We start from the raw sequence: 17251 nt of genomic DNA, 5'->3' as shown, positions 1-17251 counted from the left end.
CGTTCTCTTTTTTTGTTGTAGAGTTGATGTAGGGATTTTAATTTTTTATAGAAAGGTACTCGCATGAAATCGATACAGGCGCCAAATGCTGTGGTGATGATACGTCCCCATCATTTTTGTCCTAATCCACAAACTGCCGCAGACAATAGTTTTCAGAGTGTTGATCAAACACGATCGGCACAAGAAATAGCAATCCGTGCCAGAGATGAAGTCACTGCGGCCGCAAACATGTTGGAAGCAGCTGGCGTGAAGGTGCATGTATTTGACGACTTTAGTGAAAACGAAACGCCCGATTCGGTCTTTCCGAATAACTGGTTTTCAACACATGCTGGTGGCCATATCGCCTTGTATCCGATGTACTCACCCAATCGTCGCCGCGAACGTCGTTCCGATGTGATTGACATGCTGAAGTCTCAGTATCGTGTACAAGATGTGATTGACTATTCTGGCCTCGAATATGATGGACTATTCTTGGAAGGTACTGGCGCAATGGTACTCGATCATATTGATCGCGTCGCCTATACGGCACGTTCTAATCGTGCCAATCCGGTCGCACTGGAACGATTTTGCACGCATTTTAATTTTGAGCCTATGGCGTTTCATTCCACCGATATGCATGGCCGCCCTGTGTACCACACCAATGTCATCATGTGTATCGCCACCGAGTTTGCCTTAGTCGCATTGGACATGATTCCCGATGCATTGCGCCGTGATGAAATGGTGCATCGTTTGCAGCAAACAGGCAGAGAAGTGATTGCACTGACGGAAGCGCAAATCAATGAATTCGCAGGCAATGCCTTGGAACTCAATACCAAAGCACCGGAGCACTCCACAAGGATCTTGGCGATGTCGGCTAGAGCCGCGGCTAGCCTACTTCCCGAACAAAGAGCAATTATCGAAAAATCCGCACAGATACTTCCAATCGCGATACCGACTATCGAATTAGCGGGCGGCTCAGTGCGATGTATGCTCGCTGGCATACATCTTTCGCCACGCAACTAGATCGTCGTACCCAATTGGAAGGAAACAGATTCTGTCAATTCTGCCGCCATCGACACGGCGGCAGGGTTGCGTCGCATGACTTCAGCGACCAGACCTTCACATAATAATTGCAAAGCGACATAACTAGAAGGCAGAACCGGATGCGCGGCTGAAACAAATAGTCGCAAATCGGCTTCGTTGGCTAAGGGTGCAGCATGAGAATCAACGATGGCAATGACGGAGGCCCCGCGATCACGAGCGAATTTGGCGAGGTGGACAGTATCGCGAGAATAGCGAGGTAGGCTCATCGCCACCAACACATCGCCCTTACCTATCGTACTCATGCGGCTCGCACTTTGTTCTGTACCACCACTCACGCTTAAGGCCGACACAGAATGACTGAAAGGCGTCAATGCGTCCGCGAACCAGCCACAGACATGGCTAGTTAAACCAAATCCTAAAACGTAGATGCGACCTTTCGTGGACAGCAATTTGGCAGCCTCGATAATGTCGGCAGCACTATTTTCGTGATTTAATTTTTCTAAATTCGCTTTGCCCATTTCGACATATTGCGCGGTTGAGCCTAGTATATTCTTCCCTTTCTCATCGCGCAATTTTTCGATAGGGTCGATGGTTGCTCGCATGACCAAGGCGAGTTGCGATTTCAGATCCGCAAAGCCAGCATAGCCGGCGGCACGCGCCATGCGATTAACACTTGCTGGTGAGCTACCGCATGCCTGTGCAACGTCTTCTATGCTTAATGTTGCTGCTTGTGCTGTGTGGCGCAACATCCATTGCGCAACCACGGTGAGTGCTGGAGATGCATCACGTGCACCTTCGCGAATGCGATCAAATGGGTGTGTTGCATTGTCCTTAACAGGGCTTGATGTTGATTTTGTTTTGCTGGATTTTTTTTGAATCGACATGGTCGATACGCTTTCTGTTGAGTGTGTGCAAATAGGGGGCGACGCAGAGGCATATTGTGCCGTTTTACGGGGTCTGATGCAAGCTGGTGGGCGTGTCCAAACTCACGCTATTTCCAAGTAGTTTCGTTTAGCGTTCTAATTACTCATCGAAGTGTATTATCGATCACAACGCCATTGCTTGGGTAAGGCGCGATGTCTAGCCTTAATCGAGCGTAACTTAGATTTCCTTCTGTATTGATGCGCAATTCGCTGTCACTAGTGCGTCGTATTGTCAGTGCAAATTCAGATGCATCAGAATTTTGTTCGCGCCCTGTAGAACCAATACCTTTATCAGCACCGTCCTCGCCCATCTTCTGAATCAGCTTTAGAAAACGAAAGCTCCCAGAGTCTTGAATGCGTTCTGCCGTAATGGCTTGTTTCATCATGGGTTGACTACTTTTTTTGCTATCGCTTGACAGTTGGACCTGTAAATCACCAGCTTGAGTCATGGTGAGACTATCGCCTTGATTCAGATAATGAATCATGATGTTTTCAATCTTGAACGCGGCCAGCTTTTCAGATTGAAGTTTTGCCTGCCGTGCATCTACCACAAATACACCGCCGGCACCCACCACACGCATATGATGCGATCCATCTGCAGCGCTAGCGTGCACGACCAAGGCTGTATTTTCATCGACACCAAAACCATAATCGACACCGCTATCGGCCACTAGTCGCACTAGCCTTGCTTCACGAGCACGTTGCGAAAAATGCGAATCTAGTACGCCGAATCGGAAGAAACCTAGACCGCCATTTTTGGCAAAGCTACCTTTAGCACCAGGCGCTTCTGGCTCAGGCCCATCAATTTGTCCATATCCATGGCGTAACACTTTTACGCTATCACCACCGCCTATCATAGGGACAGGGCGACCTCGCCATTGACCACCTGATTGCACCGCATCGCCAGCACTGCTGCCAGCCACGACTAAGCGACCTTCAGCATATTGCTTGCGCAGTAGTCGAAGTTGTTCCGAGACGCCATCGCTTGATGACACGCTATACATAGCCTGTTTAGTGATGAAGCTTTCCAGATGGCGCGTCTGGTTGCCACCTGTGAAGAAGATACCATCGAGCTTCATCAACTCTTGATTTAAGGCACTTGCATTATTTTTACAAAACGCGATTTGTTGTGCGGCTAAGTCAGGATACAGAAGATCCATGTGGGAATAGTCACGCAAGGAACCACGGTTAGCATAGTCCGCATAAAAGATCGGGGCAAACTCGCAAAGTTGTTGATCAATAGCTTGTCGCAAACCTCCTTCGATTGGTAACCAAACGACGTCCGCACCTAAAGATTTGAATGCGTAATAACTGATATCTCGATCATTGAATGGATTTTCTGCTGAGGCTGTGACAATGCCGATTTTAGGCTTACTACCGGGTTGTTTTTGATCAGCTTTGCGCTGGGTCGCTTCCAGAAAGGTTTGATAGATGGCACTGCTACTGCGATCGCTTAAAAATTTCACGCTACGAGCTTGGAGCAGACGTGGTTGAGTTGCTGTCTCTAGAGGCTCTACCAAACTGTGACGTAAGGCTGAGTGCGCCAAGGTAGAGAGTTCATTTTTTAGCTGAATCGCGGGCGATATATCCTGTGACGCCAGTAGATCCACCAGCGCTTTCCAGCTCATGCCAGATAAGGCCGTTTCGGGTTTGGCTTCCCGAACTTGGATCAGTTTTGCAATGACTTTGTCTTTGATCTGCTTTGCCATCAATTGTTCAGACAATGCGCGTATCTTTTCTATACTACTGGCGTCGATACGATAGCTAAATGCGGGATGTGTGATAGCTGGCTCAAATGAAACGTCACTCGCTTTCAATCCAGTAAATGCGATGTCTTCTCGAAGAATTTTCGACCACCCTTGCAGACAATAACGGCTGTTCGCTTCTTGCATAAACTCTTTGGAACCCATGCTAGAGCAACTGCGCATGCCGCCACCAATGATCACATTGCTGACATCGCCATAGTTAGTCTGCGTCACATTTTGATTACTCGATAGGACTACGTGTTTTGATTCTTGATTCGTACTGCAAGCACTAAGCGACAGCACACAAAGAGTGAAACTACCAATCGCACTAGAGCGTTCGAACTGACGGTTGAGGTATTTGTTTAAAAAATTAGAACCAAACATGTGCAGCCTTTTTTTGTCTAGCGAGGAATTAATCGGAAAAAATTCGCGTCTCGATCTCGCCATCCTCGGTTACCCAGCCTCGGTACATCCCGCGAGAATTAAAGGGCATGGCAATACTGCCATCGTGTCCAACCGTAATGCAGCCACCCTCACCACCAATTGCGCTCAGATTTTCAAACACAGTGGCGTTAGCCGCTTCCGATAAACTTTGTTTTCCATACACCATGCGAGCGTGAATATCGTGACCTACGCAAGCGCGGATAAAGTGTTCACCAGTGCCCGTCGCCGACACCGCACAACTGGCATCGTTAGCATAGACGCCAGCACCGATTAAAGGCGTGTCACCAATTCGACCAGGACGTTTATTCGTCATGCCACCTGTTGAAGTAGCTGCAGCTAAATGCCCGTGCTGATCGAGCGCTACCGCGCCTACCGTACCAAATTTCTTTTCATTGTCTGTTTTGCTTATCCCTGCTGTCGCGACCGAATGATCTAGAGCGACTTGACTCGGATCGTTCGCACGTAAGGTTTGTAGCTGATGTAAGCGATGCAAAGTCGAAAAATAACTATTACTCACTTGTGGCAAACCCGCTTCAAGCGCGAATTGATCTGCGCCTTCGCCACACAGAAGTACATAACGGCTATCCTTTAACATTGCGTGCGCAGCAAGAACCGGATTCTTAATATGGCGAGCACCTGCGACTGCACCCGCGCTCAGATCGCTGCCATCCATGACACCGGCATCCAGCTCATGAGATTCATCAGCAGTAAATACCGCACCATGACCAGCATTAAATAAAGGATGATTTTCGAGTACTTCGACCGCTGCTACCACAGCATCAATCGCTGTACCGCCTGCTTTCAAAATCGACTGTCCCACTTCGAGTGCTTGTCGTAGTCCTTGGTGATACGGTTGTTCATCACCACTTGTTTGTATTACGCCAGCGCCACCGTGTATGGCTAAAGTGTAAGTCATTATCTGCCTCTGTAAATAAAAGTTCGTTCGGAAAAGTGTGTGGAATCTCACTAATCCTTTTAGTCGTCTATCTTTCGAATAGCGATACCGGTAAATCCGTAGATCACCGCCAAGATGAAGCAGCCATAGCAAAGGAATGCGTAGGGTGCATAGTCGATCACGGAGACGCCTAATTGTGTGGACATGTAGATGCCCGCCATAGACCACGGGATGATAGGCACAACGACGGTTCCGGCATCCTCTACGGTTCGACTCAGATTGACCGCATGTAATCCCGCCTTGCGATAAGCGGAGCCGAACATCTCTGCAGGAATAATCAGGCTGAGGTAAGAAGCGCCAGTTGTGAAAGCAATGATGATGCAAGAGACTACCGTTGATAGTATCAATGGTCCCCGATTTAAGCTGACCCTGTTCGTGATCGCTCGCAGTATGGTTTCTAGCATGCCTGCTTTGGAGGCGATTCCCGCAAAACCAAAAGCGCAGAATACGATCAACATCGTATTCATCATCGACATCATGCCACCGCGTGTCAGGAGTCGATTAATGTCTGCGGGAATGTCTTGTAAGGTCAAACCAACTTGAGCTATTTTTGCTTCAATCATACGTAAGTCAAATCCGTTGACCAAGGCATTGACGCCATCATTGAATGCAAACCCTTGTACGAACAAACCAATCAGGAAGGCAACCGCAGCGGAAAACAACATCACAGGAACGGTTGGCATTTTTCGTATGGAACCAAATATCACGATCAACGCGGGTATCAGCAAAACGAAACTCATCGCGCCGAATTGGTAGATGTGTTCGAGTGCATTCAGATTCTCTTGCACCTTGGCGGGTGTGACATACACAGCGCTTTGCGAGACGCGCCCCATCACGCTATACAGCACGATGGAGAGGAAAAAGATAGGCAAGGTCGTGTACAGCAAATGTCGAATATGCTCATAGAGATTCGCCCCGGTGACTAAAGATGCCAAGTTGGTCGAATCTGACAATGGCGACATTTTGTCACCAAAGTAAGCACCAGCAACAATCGCTCCCGCGGTCATCGGCAACGGCGCACCGAGATTGAAAGCAATGCCAATTAAGGCGACGCCTATGGTACCGACAGAGCCCCAAGAAGTACCGGTGACGGTCGAAACGATGGCCGCAATCACAAAGGAAGAAACAACGATGTAGTCTGGATGAATGACTTTGATGCCGTAGTAGATCATCATCGGAATCGTCCCCGAAAACATCCACGCGCCGATCAAAGCACCGACCGAGGTCAAGATCAAAGAAGCCGGCATAGAAGTCGCCAATTTATCGACGATCCCCGCTTCCATGTCTTTCCAGCTCAGCCCATGCGCCAGCGCAATGCAGCCGGTTATGGCGGCACTGAGCAGTAATAGTACCGACACGTTAAGGTGATAGACTCCTGCACCAATTCCGAGCAAGAGAATGATGATCGCAAAGGGCGCAGCACTCCAAAAAAAAGAGATGGGCTGTTTGACTGGTATATCACCCGGTTCGTTGGTTTGCATGCGAGATCTCCTTTTGTGAAATTCATTCGATCAAAACTTCGATCATTTTTATGAACGAATTATTTCACACAAGACGATTTTTGAACAGGAATTTTTAAAAGTGATTTTTGTGATGCATTTGTTTTGTGTGAATTGGCTAGCATACGCAAGTAATTAGCTTTTTAGTTTCGAGAAAGTGACGGCTATTTTTACAAGGAAAGCGCTCCGCGCTGTTCACCTCTATGTCGAGTTAGCAAGCATAGATTCCCTTTCATAGCTGTCACTTGATCACTGCAACATCCTGAAAACCTCCGAATTGGGCTTGCACAAAAAAATCAAATGCAGCTTGTGACTGTACAAAGTGAAGCCCAACATGGACATTCACTTTAACTTTTCGGATCTATACTGAAGACGGCATTGGTACGAACACGCGTTCGCTATTCGTACCTAGGTTCTTGATGAGAGATCTATCGACTGAGGCGCGTCTTTTTAAATATGAATAAACCAGCAACCGAGATCATAAGAAAAGTGGCACCACTCAGCGCGATGTGATGATCTTGAGCAAACTGCAGCAAAACAGGTGCTGCCGCATTACCTAATTTTGATATAGCCACAAATATACACAACACAATTGCGATGGCAGTGAACGTGATTAACATACGCAAAACTTTACTCATAAGGACTCCATTTTTCTAAGCGCCTGATTTGACTTATAGCCTTGAGCAACCTGTGCTGAGCGCCTTTATCACTTAGCGCACGGCGGCCGCAGCTTGCAAGCTTGAGCGGCGACATCGGAGTCAACATTTCCGAAACTTACTTTGGCGTACGATATCGTATTTTGTTGCATAGGGACCTTCCCCTTCTGTATCGGCAACATAGATATTAATCTCATGCACGGTAATGGTGGCGACAGAACACCAACTAACTTTTTCAGTCACTACAAGACTCTGAGTGCCAATATTCTTTCCATCTTCGATTAGGAAAAAATTTGCGAGCTGAGAAAATTCCTGGAGGCGAGATTGGTTCTTAGTGGAAGTACGAGTTGGAGCGCGATCGATAGGATAAAAAGTGACACTATAATCGGCCATAGGGTCAAATGCTTTAACGATCTTTCCTGTTAGGGTTATCCGCCCCTTATAGAGGTAATTTCCCATATCAAAGCGTTCTGCCGGCAATGACTTGGCTGATTTTAATGCAATCGATTTTCCATCTTTAATATCGGTCATGTTGCATACAGCAGCGAGAGAAAATCCAGTGGGTGTCGGCACGGAAAGGCTCCGAACTTTTTCATTGCAGAAGCAGGAATCACCATCAAGGCCATATCTGGCTGCACATGAATCAGCCGAGCTTGCGATAGATGGCATTAAGAGCCCAAGAACGACAATTTGAAATAAACGCAATCTGTTGACTCCTAACGCTGAGTTCACCTACGCCAAAGGCGTAAGCGTGCAACGACAAGTTAAATTATTTATCCGCATAAAGTTTCACGGCCTCTTCCACTCGGTGTTTGTATTCTCGCATTCCGATCGCCATGTCTTGATATTCGGATTTAAACGCATACTTTTCCGGAGGGACGTGGTCGAACATCTTTTCGTCTATCGAGAACGGATGACTCATTCTGTAGTTGGCTATTCGTCGGATGTAATCACGATTAGCATCCGGATCGATCAGCAGGTATCCATTTTTAAATGCCGGATACCACCACGATTGCTGTTGCAAAGAATAGGACGCCAGCGCCTGATTGACATCGGTTTCCAAAAGCAGGCGAATCGGTTTGTAATTTTCTGCATCCATCGCCTTGAGATTTGACGCTGCTAATACCCCCTTTGGCGTTGAATCCAGTAAAAGCCCCGCACCAAGCCCATTCCAGAATCCATATACAGTTCCAGCCGCAAAGCCGAGCGCAAGCAGCAGGACTGAAAATACAAGGGTCTTCGCAACTCTAATCATACATTTAACTTGTTTTAAAGTGAAAAAAACGACGTTAACACATCCTTAAATTTTCATCAACAAAGTTCCAAACCTCTCAAAAGCCGCGCCATGCCTTGCTGTTTTTTGTTATACCTGCCTCAAAACAGATATAACAGAGGGAATCATAACCGCCGATTCAACCACAAATTCCGTATGTATTCCCGTGAAATATAGTCGCAAACTGCCATCTAATATCCATGATGGCTTTAAGACACTTGCAAATTACGAACATATCGCAAAGTCGTAAACAGCAATGTCATGGGGAAATTCGTTTTTCAATAAACGTATATTAAATTCGTAAAAAAACACGCATTCTTGCGAATGTTTCTGAGAAACTGAAAAGAGTCAGTCACGACTGGATTGAAAAAACTCAAGGACCAAAAGGAGATTGCCCGCTCTTCAAATATTAAGCGAACACGCCCGTTTTAATTGATGTGTATGTTTTCCGGCATTGCTGCCGTTTCCTTCTCTGGCGCTATTTCGCCGACATTGCTTTAATACGGCGGCCGACACCTCCTGCTAGTTGCGCCGCCTAACCTAACGTAACACCTAGTCAGGAATGAAGATAGTGAATTCTGCTGAGGTTGGCAGCAAAATTGTCGATGATTTTATCTCGACAAATTAGCACAAAAAAACTGGTCTATCAATCTGGCAAAGCACTTGACACCAGTAACCGAACCAGGCTGATTACCTCTGCGGGTTCTGCACGAATGCGGTAATCGGCCTCCACGTGAGCGAATTGAATGGTGCCCGATTGGTCAATGACGAAAGTCGCGGGGATCGGCAGTACCCATTGACCATTGCCATTGAGCTCAGGGAGGTTATTTCCAACAGAACCATACAACTCCACCAGTTCTGGTGGCAGCGTGAATTCAATGCCAAAACCCCTTGCTGCTTCCATTGCGGAATCACTCAGAACAGAAAACTCAAGTTCATTTTTTTCTGCCGTGCTCATCGAATTATCCGGCGTTTGGGGCGAGATTGCCACCAATGTTGCACCGAGCTTTCTCAGTTCGGCGATGTGCTTTTGCCAGGCGCGCAGCTCCAGATTGCAATATGGGCACCATGCTCCCCGATAGAATATAGCAACCAGCGGGCCGCTTTTCCATAAGTTTTCAAGATTGATCAATTCGCCTTTCGCGTTGGGTAGTGTCGCATTAGGCGCGCTATCGCAAACTCTTTTTGCACTTAATTCAATGCCAGTTTCTTTGAGTTTGGTCGTTGCGCCTTCCATCATTGCGAGGCGTTCTGGCGCGACACGATTTGCGAAACCTGCTTTATAGGCTGCGAGTTCAGTTGAGAGAAATGTCTCGATTTGCATATTGAATTCCTGATAGTTGAAAGAAGTAAAAATTGCCAGAACTAGCTCTTACGAACGCCAGTGACTGCAAAGAGGAGCCCTGCGATGACGATGATCAATCCTAAGATTTCAAAGCTGCCTGGCTTGTGCCCTAGGATGGGCCACGCAATGAGCGCCGCGATACCCGGTGCCAGTGCAGGGAATACAGCCGCACGTGTTGGTCCAAGGATGGATACCATCTTGGCGTAGGTGAAAAGCGTACCGGTTCCGGCAATGACACCCTGGATCAACGCTTCGGTCCAGAATACCTCACTGCTTGCTTCGAACAGACCTTGTGCCCCTGTTGCCCACAAGTAAACGGGGACATAAGTGACAAGTGCTGAAAACGCGATGACTGATGTGGCAAGCAAAGGATCAAGGCTATGCTTTCTAAGAAGAACACCAAAGTATGCCCACAAGGTTCCGGCTGCGATGAACATCGCATCTCCCATCAACGTCTGATTTGTAAAGCTTGCTTGATCGATTCCCGACACCAACACCAGACCAAATACCACAACAGCAATGCCCGAAGCCTTTCTATGCGTAATTCGATCTCGCAGTACTAAAGCGCCAATCAACATTCCCATCACGCTCATCGCAGCAAAGGGAAATACTGCGGCATGACTAGACGGTGTGAACTGAAGCGCGCCAAACATAAGCAAGCCAAATGGCGTTCCAGCCAACATTGACACTGCAAGCCAGACACGCCATTTTTTGGACAAAACAGTGCGTTGTTTGATCAAGGCGGTCAATAGCACAGGCAATAGGGCAAGTCCTGCAATTCCAAAGCGCAGTGCTGTCAAATCGGGCGACGAGAGCCCTCGTGCAATTCCCCATCTGGCATAAACCGTGTAGAGCGCGCCAATACTGGCCGCCAACAACCCGACAGCAAATCCTGTTGCAAGTCTTGCCGCTTCACCCGTTTGTGATACGGCTGAAGCTGTGAGTGTTGTGTTGTTCATGCTGCGCTCCAATAATAGGTCGATGGTTCGATGGTTCGATGGTTCGTTTAGGCGAGCTCGGGGGCGGCAGGAAAATCCACAGGAACTTGGGTTGTCGAGTGCAAATAATTGCTCACGGTTTTGTCGCCGATGATGACGATGGCGTCGACCAGGTTTTCTTTCGTCCAACCAGCGGCAAAGAATTCGAGGACTAGAGTTTGATCGACGTGGCCACGGCTTTCAGTGATTCCTTTTGCCAGGCGTGCAAGTGCGTCAAATTTGGTGTCGAAACTGGCGCGACCACGACGGATTTCGAGTATTTGTTCGTCTGTGAAACCTGCCATTTTGCTGAGCATGGTGTGTGCGGCCAAACAGTAACGGCATTCATTGACCTGGCTTACGACGAGATTGACGACCTCGCGCGCTTTGCCAGATACGCTACTTTTGGCATTCTGAAAAGTCATATAGCTTGCCAAGGCGGTTTCGGAATGGGCAAATGTGGCATAGAGATTGGGCACCATGCCGATCGCACTTTTGAGGTTATCAAAAATAGCTTGATTGGTGGCAGATACTTCTTCGCGGGTTGGTACATTGATGATAGTCATGATGATTTCCTGGTGGGTAGTGAAAATGCTAGAGTGAAATTTAGAAGTCTGGTTTATTGAATGGTGAAGCCACCGTCAACTGCGATCGATTGGCCAGTAAGGTAAGTGGCTTTGGATGACGCCACGAAGAGGATCGCCTCAGCAATTTCATCGACAGTTGCGGCACGCTTTAATGGAATGCCTGACAAGAATCCGTTTTTCTGGCTTTCATCCCGACCGACAAACCGTTCGAGCATGTCGGTCTGGACCGGTCCTGGCGCAATTGCGTTGACACGAACGCCAAACGCGGCGCCTTCCAATGCGGCACTTTTGGTTAGGCCTTCCACTGCATGTTTGCTTGCAACATAGACCGATGCACCTGCCACGCCGACCTTTCCGGCAATGGAAGAGAGGTTGACGATAGAGCCGTGTCCCTGCGCTTGCATTGCGCGCATCTGGTGTTTCATAGACAGCAGCGTACCGAGAACATTGGTCGAAAATGTCGCATGTACGTTTTCTGCCGTTTGTCCGGTGATTGGACCTAATTCACCTTCGGTGCCTGCATTGTTCACGGCGATGTCTAGTTGACCAAAAAGGCTGACTGCCTTTTCGATAAGGTTGCTGACATCGACTTCGTTAACGACATCCGCTTTGACGAATTCTGCGTTTGCGCCAAGTGTTCGTAGTTCGACTGCGAGAGATTGACCCGCCTCTTCATGCCGGCCGCTGACGACCACATTGGCACCTTGTTTCGCAAAAGCGATGGCAGTGGCTCGGCCGATGCCGGTAAGCGCACCGGTAATTAGTACTGTAGGTTGTTTCATATTGATTCCTTGTCGAGTTTGGTTGTTAAGAGCATGAACTATGACTCATTTCGAAAAGTTGATATAGACTGTGTTTGGTCATATCAATTAGTCGGCAATGGAATAAATGGAGACGTCATGGATAAGCTTTCGGCAATGAAAACTTTTGTGCGTGTAGTTGAAGCAGGCAGCTTTACGGCGGTAGCAGACGAAATGCGGGCGACTCAAAGCGCGATCAGTAAGCAGGTGGCTGCTCTGGAAAAAGAATTGGGCACCAAGCTGTTAATCAGAACAACGCGATCGCTCTCGTTATCAGAAGAGGGCACCCGCTATTTCGAGCAGGCACGCAGGCTTGTGGGAGAGATCAACGAGGCTGAATCCGATTTGCGCCAAGGCGAAGGTCAGCTAAGTGGCTGGTTACGAGTAGCCGCCTCGGTAGGATTTGGCCGCCTTAAACTTATGCCTTTAGTGAATTCATTCATGAATGCTCACCCGGGTGTAAAAATCGACTTGCGACTCAATGACGGATTTATCGATTTGGTTGAGCAAGGAATGGATGTCTCGGTACGTATCGGCGAGTTGCCTGACAGTGGGTTGATCGCTCGCCGCATAGGCACTTCTCAACGTATGCTATTGGCGCATCGTGATTACTTAAAGACCTTGCCAAAAGGGCTCAATGTACCAATGAATCCGGAAGACTTATCCAGCCACAATTGCATTGTCTATACCGAACTGGCCACACGTAATATGTGGACTTTCGAAGCGGTCGCTGGAGCCTCTGAGCCTACTGGCACTCGCAAGACACTTCGCGTTGGGGGACGTCTGCAAACGAATAGTAGTGAGGTGATCCGTTATGCAGTTAGCACCGGGATGGGCATTGGCTATTCGCCGACATGGCTTTTCGAGTCTGAGTTGGCGAATGGCGAGGTGATACGTGTTATGCCTGGTTGGCAATCTCCGCCAGCGCCGATCCATATGGTGAGTCCACCTGAACGTAAGCACTCGGCAAAGGTTAAAGCGTTTGTCGAGCACGTTGCCTCTGCATTGACAACGAATTGCAATTGACGTTTTATCGTTTCGTTAATATGATGAAGCCACGATCCCGTCGCCTCCGCACTGGTCATACAAGGAGAACACTCGATGAAAAATTTTTATTCATTTGTCGGAAGTGATGTCGGCCAGTGGAATGTCACCAGCCAAAATACTATTACAGGATCACCACTTGAATCGGTGCCGAGGATTGAAGTCATCAACTCGCCACCGAATGAATTGACCGAACAAGGTGTTTGGGCATTGCAGGGTTTTACCAGCAATGTCCGTTACGCAAATCGAAATGAAATTGTAAAACTTCAGGCCGCACAGGAAGGCTTAAACCGAAAAGAATCAGTGTGTGCCGCGCTTATTCCTATCAAAAAAAATGCGCAATGGTGGGCCATGCCTCAGGACGAACGACGATCCATTTTTGAAGAGCAATCGCATCACACCGAAATTGGCCTAGGCTATCTTCCCGAAATCGCCCGGCAATTACACCATTCGCGTGATCTTGGTGAACCATTTGATTTTATAACCTGGTTTGAATTTGCCCCGGAACATACAGAACTATTCAATCAATTACTTGCGCAATTGCGAGCGACAAAAGAATGGCAATTTGTTGATCGTGAAATTGATATTCGTCTGGAGAAAAAGGCGTAATCAATCACATTTGTAATCCCCAAACGCACGCCGAGTTTTGTAAAACATCGGTCATATTGCGAACTGCCAAAGTTGCTGCCAATTTAGTCGGCACTTACTCTTCAGCGACATTGACGACCTCGAGTAAGGTATTGGGCAGGATGGCTCGGTATCTTGCTTTGTTACTGCGATACGTAGGACGTCAATCAATGCATCCTCAAAATGCCGGTCAAGCACATTTACTCGCCCCGGTTTTTCATCAAAATCCTCATAAAAAGCAGGCCAAGTAAGGCATAAGCTTGTTCGAAAGTGTTCTTGATAGGGCAATCAGTTCCCCCTGCACGATTGGTGTCGGAATAACTATCAAAGTTGTACTTTGTCGCAGGCTTAAGCCCAAGCTTACCCTCCAATATGTCTTTTATTCGATGTATCGGAGAATTTTTTTATGAGTATTTCATTTCTCCACTAAGACACCGATCAAATCAAAAATGTGTTGGGTGCAAATTTGTCATTTATAAATAAACTTGAGCTCACTGTAAGGATTCATGAAATGGCTCGACCAATCGGGAATGCGCACAGTCGCTCCCAATTAAGAACATGATTGGATGACAAAGTTGCATCGATTTATTCCCTTACTATTGAATGAGACTGATATGACCCATTTCCTCAAAAAAATCCTTTCCGCATTCGCGCTTTTCTTCGTTTTTTCCAATGCCTATGCTCTAGACAAAGAGCCGTTCACGCAAGCGCGTTTTGATGCATTGCAAGCCTCAGGTGCTGTTGTGTTGATTGATATCTATGCGCCTTGGTGTCCAACTTGCAAGCAACAGCAAAAAGTATTTGAACAATTCCGCGCTGCTAATCCTGATAAAAAATTCATCATATTAGAAGTCGACTATGACAAGAGTAAAGACGTCGTGCGTCAATTCCGTGCGCCACGTCAGTCCACCTTGTTACTGTATCGCGGCAACAAGCAACACTGGTTCGCGGTTGCTGAAACGCGTGTTGAAGTGATTTCTGCCGAGATCATCAAAGCCATCGACTATAACTACAACTAATTTTATGCCACTCGAATTTGCTTCCATCACCATCGCCCTTGTAGCCGGTGTACTTAGTATCTTATCGCCTTGTGTTTGGCCTTTGGTGCCGATCGTGATGACCTCCGCCAGTGGTCAAAGTCGCTTAGGGCCAATTTATTTGGCGTTTGGTTTGAGTTTGTCCTTCGCCATCGCGGGTGCTTTCTTATCCTTTATCTTGCTCAATTTGGGCTTAAACCCGGATGCCTTCCGTTCCGTCGCGGCCGTACTTATGGTTTTGGTGGGCTTGATCTTGGTAGTCAAACCTTTAGCCGATTGGATCAATCAGCAGATGTCCATGCTCAGTAGTCGCTTTGATATTGGCAATGGCTCAAATAGTCTTGGACAGTTTGGCGTCGGTTTGCTGCTAGGCTTAGTATGGTTGCCTTGCGTTGGTCCGACCTTGGGCGCGGCAATTGCTGTCGCGTCGATAGGCCAAGACATGGGTATGGCATTCTTAGTGATGTTCGCCTTTGGTATCGGCACGGCCTCTGCTTTACTGCTGGCTGCGTTTGTTTCAGGGCAGGTGCTGAAGCGAGTTCGCCCAGGCTTATTCAGCCGTGTGGCGAGTGCCAAAATGGTGTTGGGCTATCTACTCATTGTGCTCGGTGGCATGATACTTGTGGGTTTAGATAAGACTCTAGAGATTTACGCTAATCAAATCTTGCCTGATTGGGCGATTTCTCTTTGATGTTTGCAATAGTGACGACCTCTAGTAGGGCATAGGATAGTATCTTTTCCTTACTACGAGCGTCGTTTTTAATTAACTTGACTGACTACTCCACCAACCTATTGCGCCACGTAGTCGGGGATTCGCCGATTACAATCTTAAACGCGCGCAAAAATCCTGCCTGGCTTGCATAGCCCACCCTTTCGGCCACCAGTTTCAATGGCACACCTTCTCGTATCATTGCCTGTGCCAGCATGATGCGCCAGCGTGTGAGGTAATTTCCTGGAGTATCTCCGACTTCATTTTTAAACGTGACCGCAAAACTGCTGCGTGACATCCCCGCCAGATTGGCTAGCGTATCGATTGACCATTCGGTTGCCGGGTTTGCATGGATTGCCGTCAATGCTTTGCTCAGTTGCGGATGCAGCAAACTACGGAACAAGCCAGGCTCGGCATCTTGCCTTGATAGTGCAATACGCAGCACGTCAATTAACACCACCTCAAAAAGACGATCAAGCACATTTTGTCGCCCTGGTTTTTGATCGAAGGCCTCACTAAAAAGTAGACCAAGTAAGGCATCGGCTCCTTTGAAAGCGCTTAATGGACATTCAAACCGCGCCGGCAGTGCAAATGAGATCGGATTGAATGCCTTATGTTCGAAGTGCATCGAGGCGCAAACCAGATCAGCACCACTGTTCGGGTCTGTCTGAAAACTATGATTGAGCGGGCGCGAATAAAAAATTAACGTGGGTTCATTCAATGTCGTTGCATACCCCGTTGTGTCATGAAGTTTTACGCTGCCGGCACGGAGTAAATGCAAAAAACCAGTGCCATATTCAGCGCCAAAGTTGGCGTCGCCGCAGAGGTTTCCGGCGTAGAACAAGCGTGCTTCTGCTTTGAAATGCGCAAGCAGCGGTGTGAGCGGGTCAGAAGTCATTTTGGACGATTCGCATGCAAATGAAGATTTTTGTTTAACAATCGAACTTGAGTATAACTTATTCTTTGCCTTGTCGTTCACCTTCGAACGATCACTTAAAAAGGAAATCATCATGACTTATATCGCCACTCTCGATTTGAACAATGCAGACGCAGCTACCGCCGCCACATTAAATGCTGTAAAAGCAAAAATTGGCATGATCCCCAATCTTTTCGCCACCTTGGCAAAATCTCCGACGGCATTAAATAGCTTGCTTGGGATGAATGAAACAATCGCAAACGGTGCCTTATCTGCAAGCGAGCGCGAAATTATTGCATTGGCCACATCGCAAGCAAACAGCTGCCACTACTGTGTGAGCGCGCATACCTTACTCGGTAAAAATGCCGGCTTGAATGCGCAACAAATGTTGAGTGCACGCGCTGGCAATGGTAGTGAAACGCGCGCTGGTGCCATAGCAGGTTTTACTAAAGCACTGGTTGAACAGCGTGGTCACGTCGATCCGGCAACACTTGATCAATTCAAAAACGCGGGTCTGTCTGAGGCGGATATATTGGAAATCATTGTCAACGTTGTCGCCACAACTTTGACTAATTACACCAACAACGTGGCACGTACCGACATCGACTTCCCTGTCGTTGCGTTGCAATTAGCAGCGTAATTTATTGCGTCACCAAATTCTTTTTTATACATTTACGATTGGAAAAAAACC

General features: G+C 47.6%; 18 protein-coding genes. 6 read left to right on the top strand and 12 right to left on the bottom strand.

Annotated elements, in window-relative coordinates; genetic code table 11:
* Positions 1-63 precede the first annotated feature (63 nt).
* The gene (ctlX, locus tag ACO0KZ_RS11905; protein WP_422995397.1) at positions 64-1002 is read left to right on the top strand and encodes a citrulline utilization hydrolase CtlX; all 939 of its coding nucleotides are present in this window, start codon (positions 64-66) and stop codon (positions 1000-1002) included.
* On the opposite strand, the gene ACO0KZ_RS11900 is transcribed toward ctlX, so the two are convergent.
* From ACO0KZ_RS11900 to ACO0KZ_RS11850, 11 genes are all read right to left on the bottom strand, one after another.
* Positions 999-1907: a MurR/RpiR family transcriptional regulator gene (locus ACO0KZ_RS11900; protein ID WP_422995393.1), complete on the bottom strand. Its 909-nt coding sequence runs from the start codon at positions 1905-1907 to the stop codon at positions 999-1001. The two genes, ctlX and ACO0KZ_RS11900, sit on opposite strands and share 4 nt — an antisense overlap.
* 143 nt (positions 1908-2050) lie before the next feature.
* Positions 2051-4075: a cyanophycinase gene (locus ACO0KZ_RS11895; RefSeq protein WP_422995391.1), complete on the bottom strand. Its 2025-nt coding sequence runs from the start codon at positions 4073-4075 to the stop codon at positions 2051-2053.
* Between the two features lie 28 nt (positions 4076-4103).
* On the bottom strand, positions 4104-5051 hold the full coding sequence (locus ACO0KZ_RS11890) for an isoaspartyl peptidase/L-asparaginase family protein (protein ID WP_422995389.1): 948 nt from the start codon (positions 5049-5051) through the stop codon (positions 4104-4106).
* Between the two features lie 59 nt (positions 5052-5110).
* Complete coding sequence (gene nhaC / locus ACO0KZ_RS11885) at positions 5111-6571, bottom strand: Na+/H+ antiporter NhaC (protein WP_422995387.1); 1461 nt, start codon at positions 6569-6571, stop codon at positions 5111-5113.
* Between the two features lie 446 nt (positions 6572-7017).
* Entirely contained in the window at positions 7018-7227 is a 210-nt protein-coding gene (locus tag ACO0KZ_RS11880) for a hypothetical protein (RefSeq protein ID WP_422995385.1), read from the bottom strand.
* Between the two features lie 120 nt (positions 7228-7347).
* On the bottom strand, positions 7348-7950 hold the full coding sequence (locus ACO0KZ_RS11875; RefSeq protein WP_422995383.1) for a hypothetical protein: 603 nt from the start codon (positions 7948-7950) through the stop codon (positions 7348-7350).
* Between the two features lie 64 nt (positions 7951-8014).
* Positions 8015-8500: a hypothetical protein gene (locus tag ACO0KZ_RS11870; RefSeq protein WP_422995381.1), complete on the bottom strand. Its 486-nt coding sequence runs from the start codon at positions 8498-8500 to the stop codon at positions 8015-8017.
* 664 nt (positions 8501-9164) lie between these two features.
* Complete coding sequence (locus ACO0KZ_RS11865; RefSeq protein ID WP_422995379.1) at positions 9165-9842, bottom strand: peroxiredoxin-like family protein; 678 nt, start codon at positions 9840-9842, stop codon at positions 9165-9167.
* A gap of 41 nt (positions 9843-9883) precedes the next feature.
* A complete protein-coding gene (locus ACO0KZ_RS11860) occupies positions 9884-10822 on the bottom strand; it encodes a DMT family transporter (protein ID WP_422995377.1) in 939 nt (312 codons plus the stop codon).
* Between the two features lie 47 nt (positions 10823-10869).
* A complete protein-coding gene (locus ACO0KZ_RS11855; protein ID WP_422995375.1) occupies positions 10870-11406 on the bottom strand; it encodes a carboxymuconolactone decarboxylase family protein in 537 nt (178 codons plus the stop codon).
* 53 nt (positions 11407-11459) lie between these two features.
* Complete coding sequence (locus tag ACO0KZ_RS11850; RefSeq protein ID WP_422995373.1) at positions 11460-12209, bottom strand: SDR family NAD(P)-dependent oxidoreductase; 750 nt, start codon at positions 12207-12209, stop codon at positions 11460-11462.
* A gap of 117 nt (positions 12210-12326) precedes the next feature.
* On the opposite strand from ACO0KZ_RS11850, the gene ACO0KZ_RS11845 reads away from it, so the two are divergent.
* From ACO0KZ_RS11845 to ACO0KZ_RS11830, 4 genes are all read left to right on the top strand, one after another.
* Entirely contained in the window at positions 12327-13253 is a 927-nt protein-coding gene (locus ACO0KZ_RS11845; protein ID WP_422995371.1) for a LysR substrate-binding domain-containing protein, read from the top strand.
* 75 nt (positions 13254-13328) lie between these two features.
* Positions 13329-13880: a chlorite dismutase family protein gene (locus ACO0KZ_RS11840; protein WP_422995369.1), complete on the top strand. Its 552-nt coding sequence runs from the start codon at positions 13329-13331 to the stop codon at positions 13878-13880.
* Positions 13881-14512: 632 nt separating this feature from the next.
* Entirely contained in the window at positions 14513-14917 is a 405-nt protein-coding gene (locus ACO0KZ_RS11835; protein ID WP_422995367.1) for a thioredoxin family protein, read from the top strand.
* A gap of 4 nt (positions 14918-14921) precedes the next feature.
* A complete protein-coding gene (locus ACO0KZ_RS11830) occupies positions 14922-15626 on the top strand; it encodes a cytochrome c biogenesis CcdA family protein (RefSeq protein WP_422995365.1) in 705 nt (234 codons plus the stop codon).
* A gap of 85 nt (positions 15627-15711) precedes the next feature.
* On the opposite strand, the gene ACO0KZ_RS11825 is transcribed toward ACO0KZ_RS11830, so the two are convergent.
* Positions 15712-16542, bottom strand: coding sequence for a cupin domain-containing protein (locus tag ACO0KZ_RS11825; RefSeq protein ID WP_422995363.1), 831 nt, complete (start codon positions 16540-16542; stop codon positions 15712-15714).
* A 112-nt stretch (positions 16543-16654) separates the two neighbouring features.
* On the opposite strand from ACO0KZ_RS11825, the gene ACO0KZ_RS11820 reads away from it, so the two are divergent.
* Positions 16655-17200 carry a carboxymuconolactone decarboxylase family protein gene (locus ACO0KZ_RS11820; protein WP_422995361.1) on the top strand — a complete coding sequence of 182 codons (546 nt, stop codon included), beginning with the start codon at positions 16655-16657 and terminating at the stop codon, positions 17198-17200.
* Positions 17201-17251: the final 51 nt, after the last annotated feature.

Origin of the sequence: Undibacterium sp. Di24W (assembly GCF_049340325.1) — a bacterium.
GTDB lineage: Bacteria > Pseudomonadota > Gammaproteobacteria > Burkholderiales > Burkholderiaceae_D > Undibacterium.
Note: the sequence above shows the minus strand (reverse complement) of the source record. Positions and strands in the feature narration are given on the sequence as shown.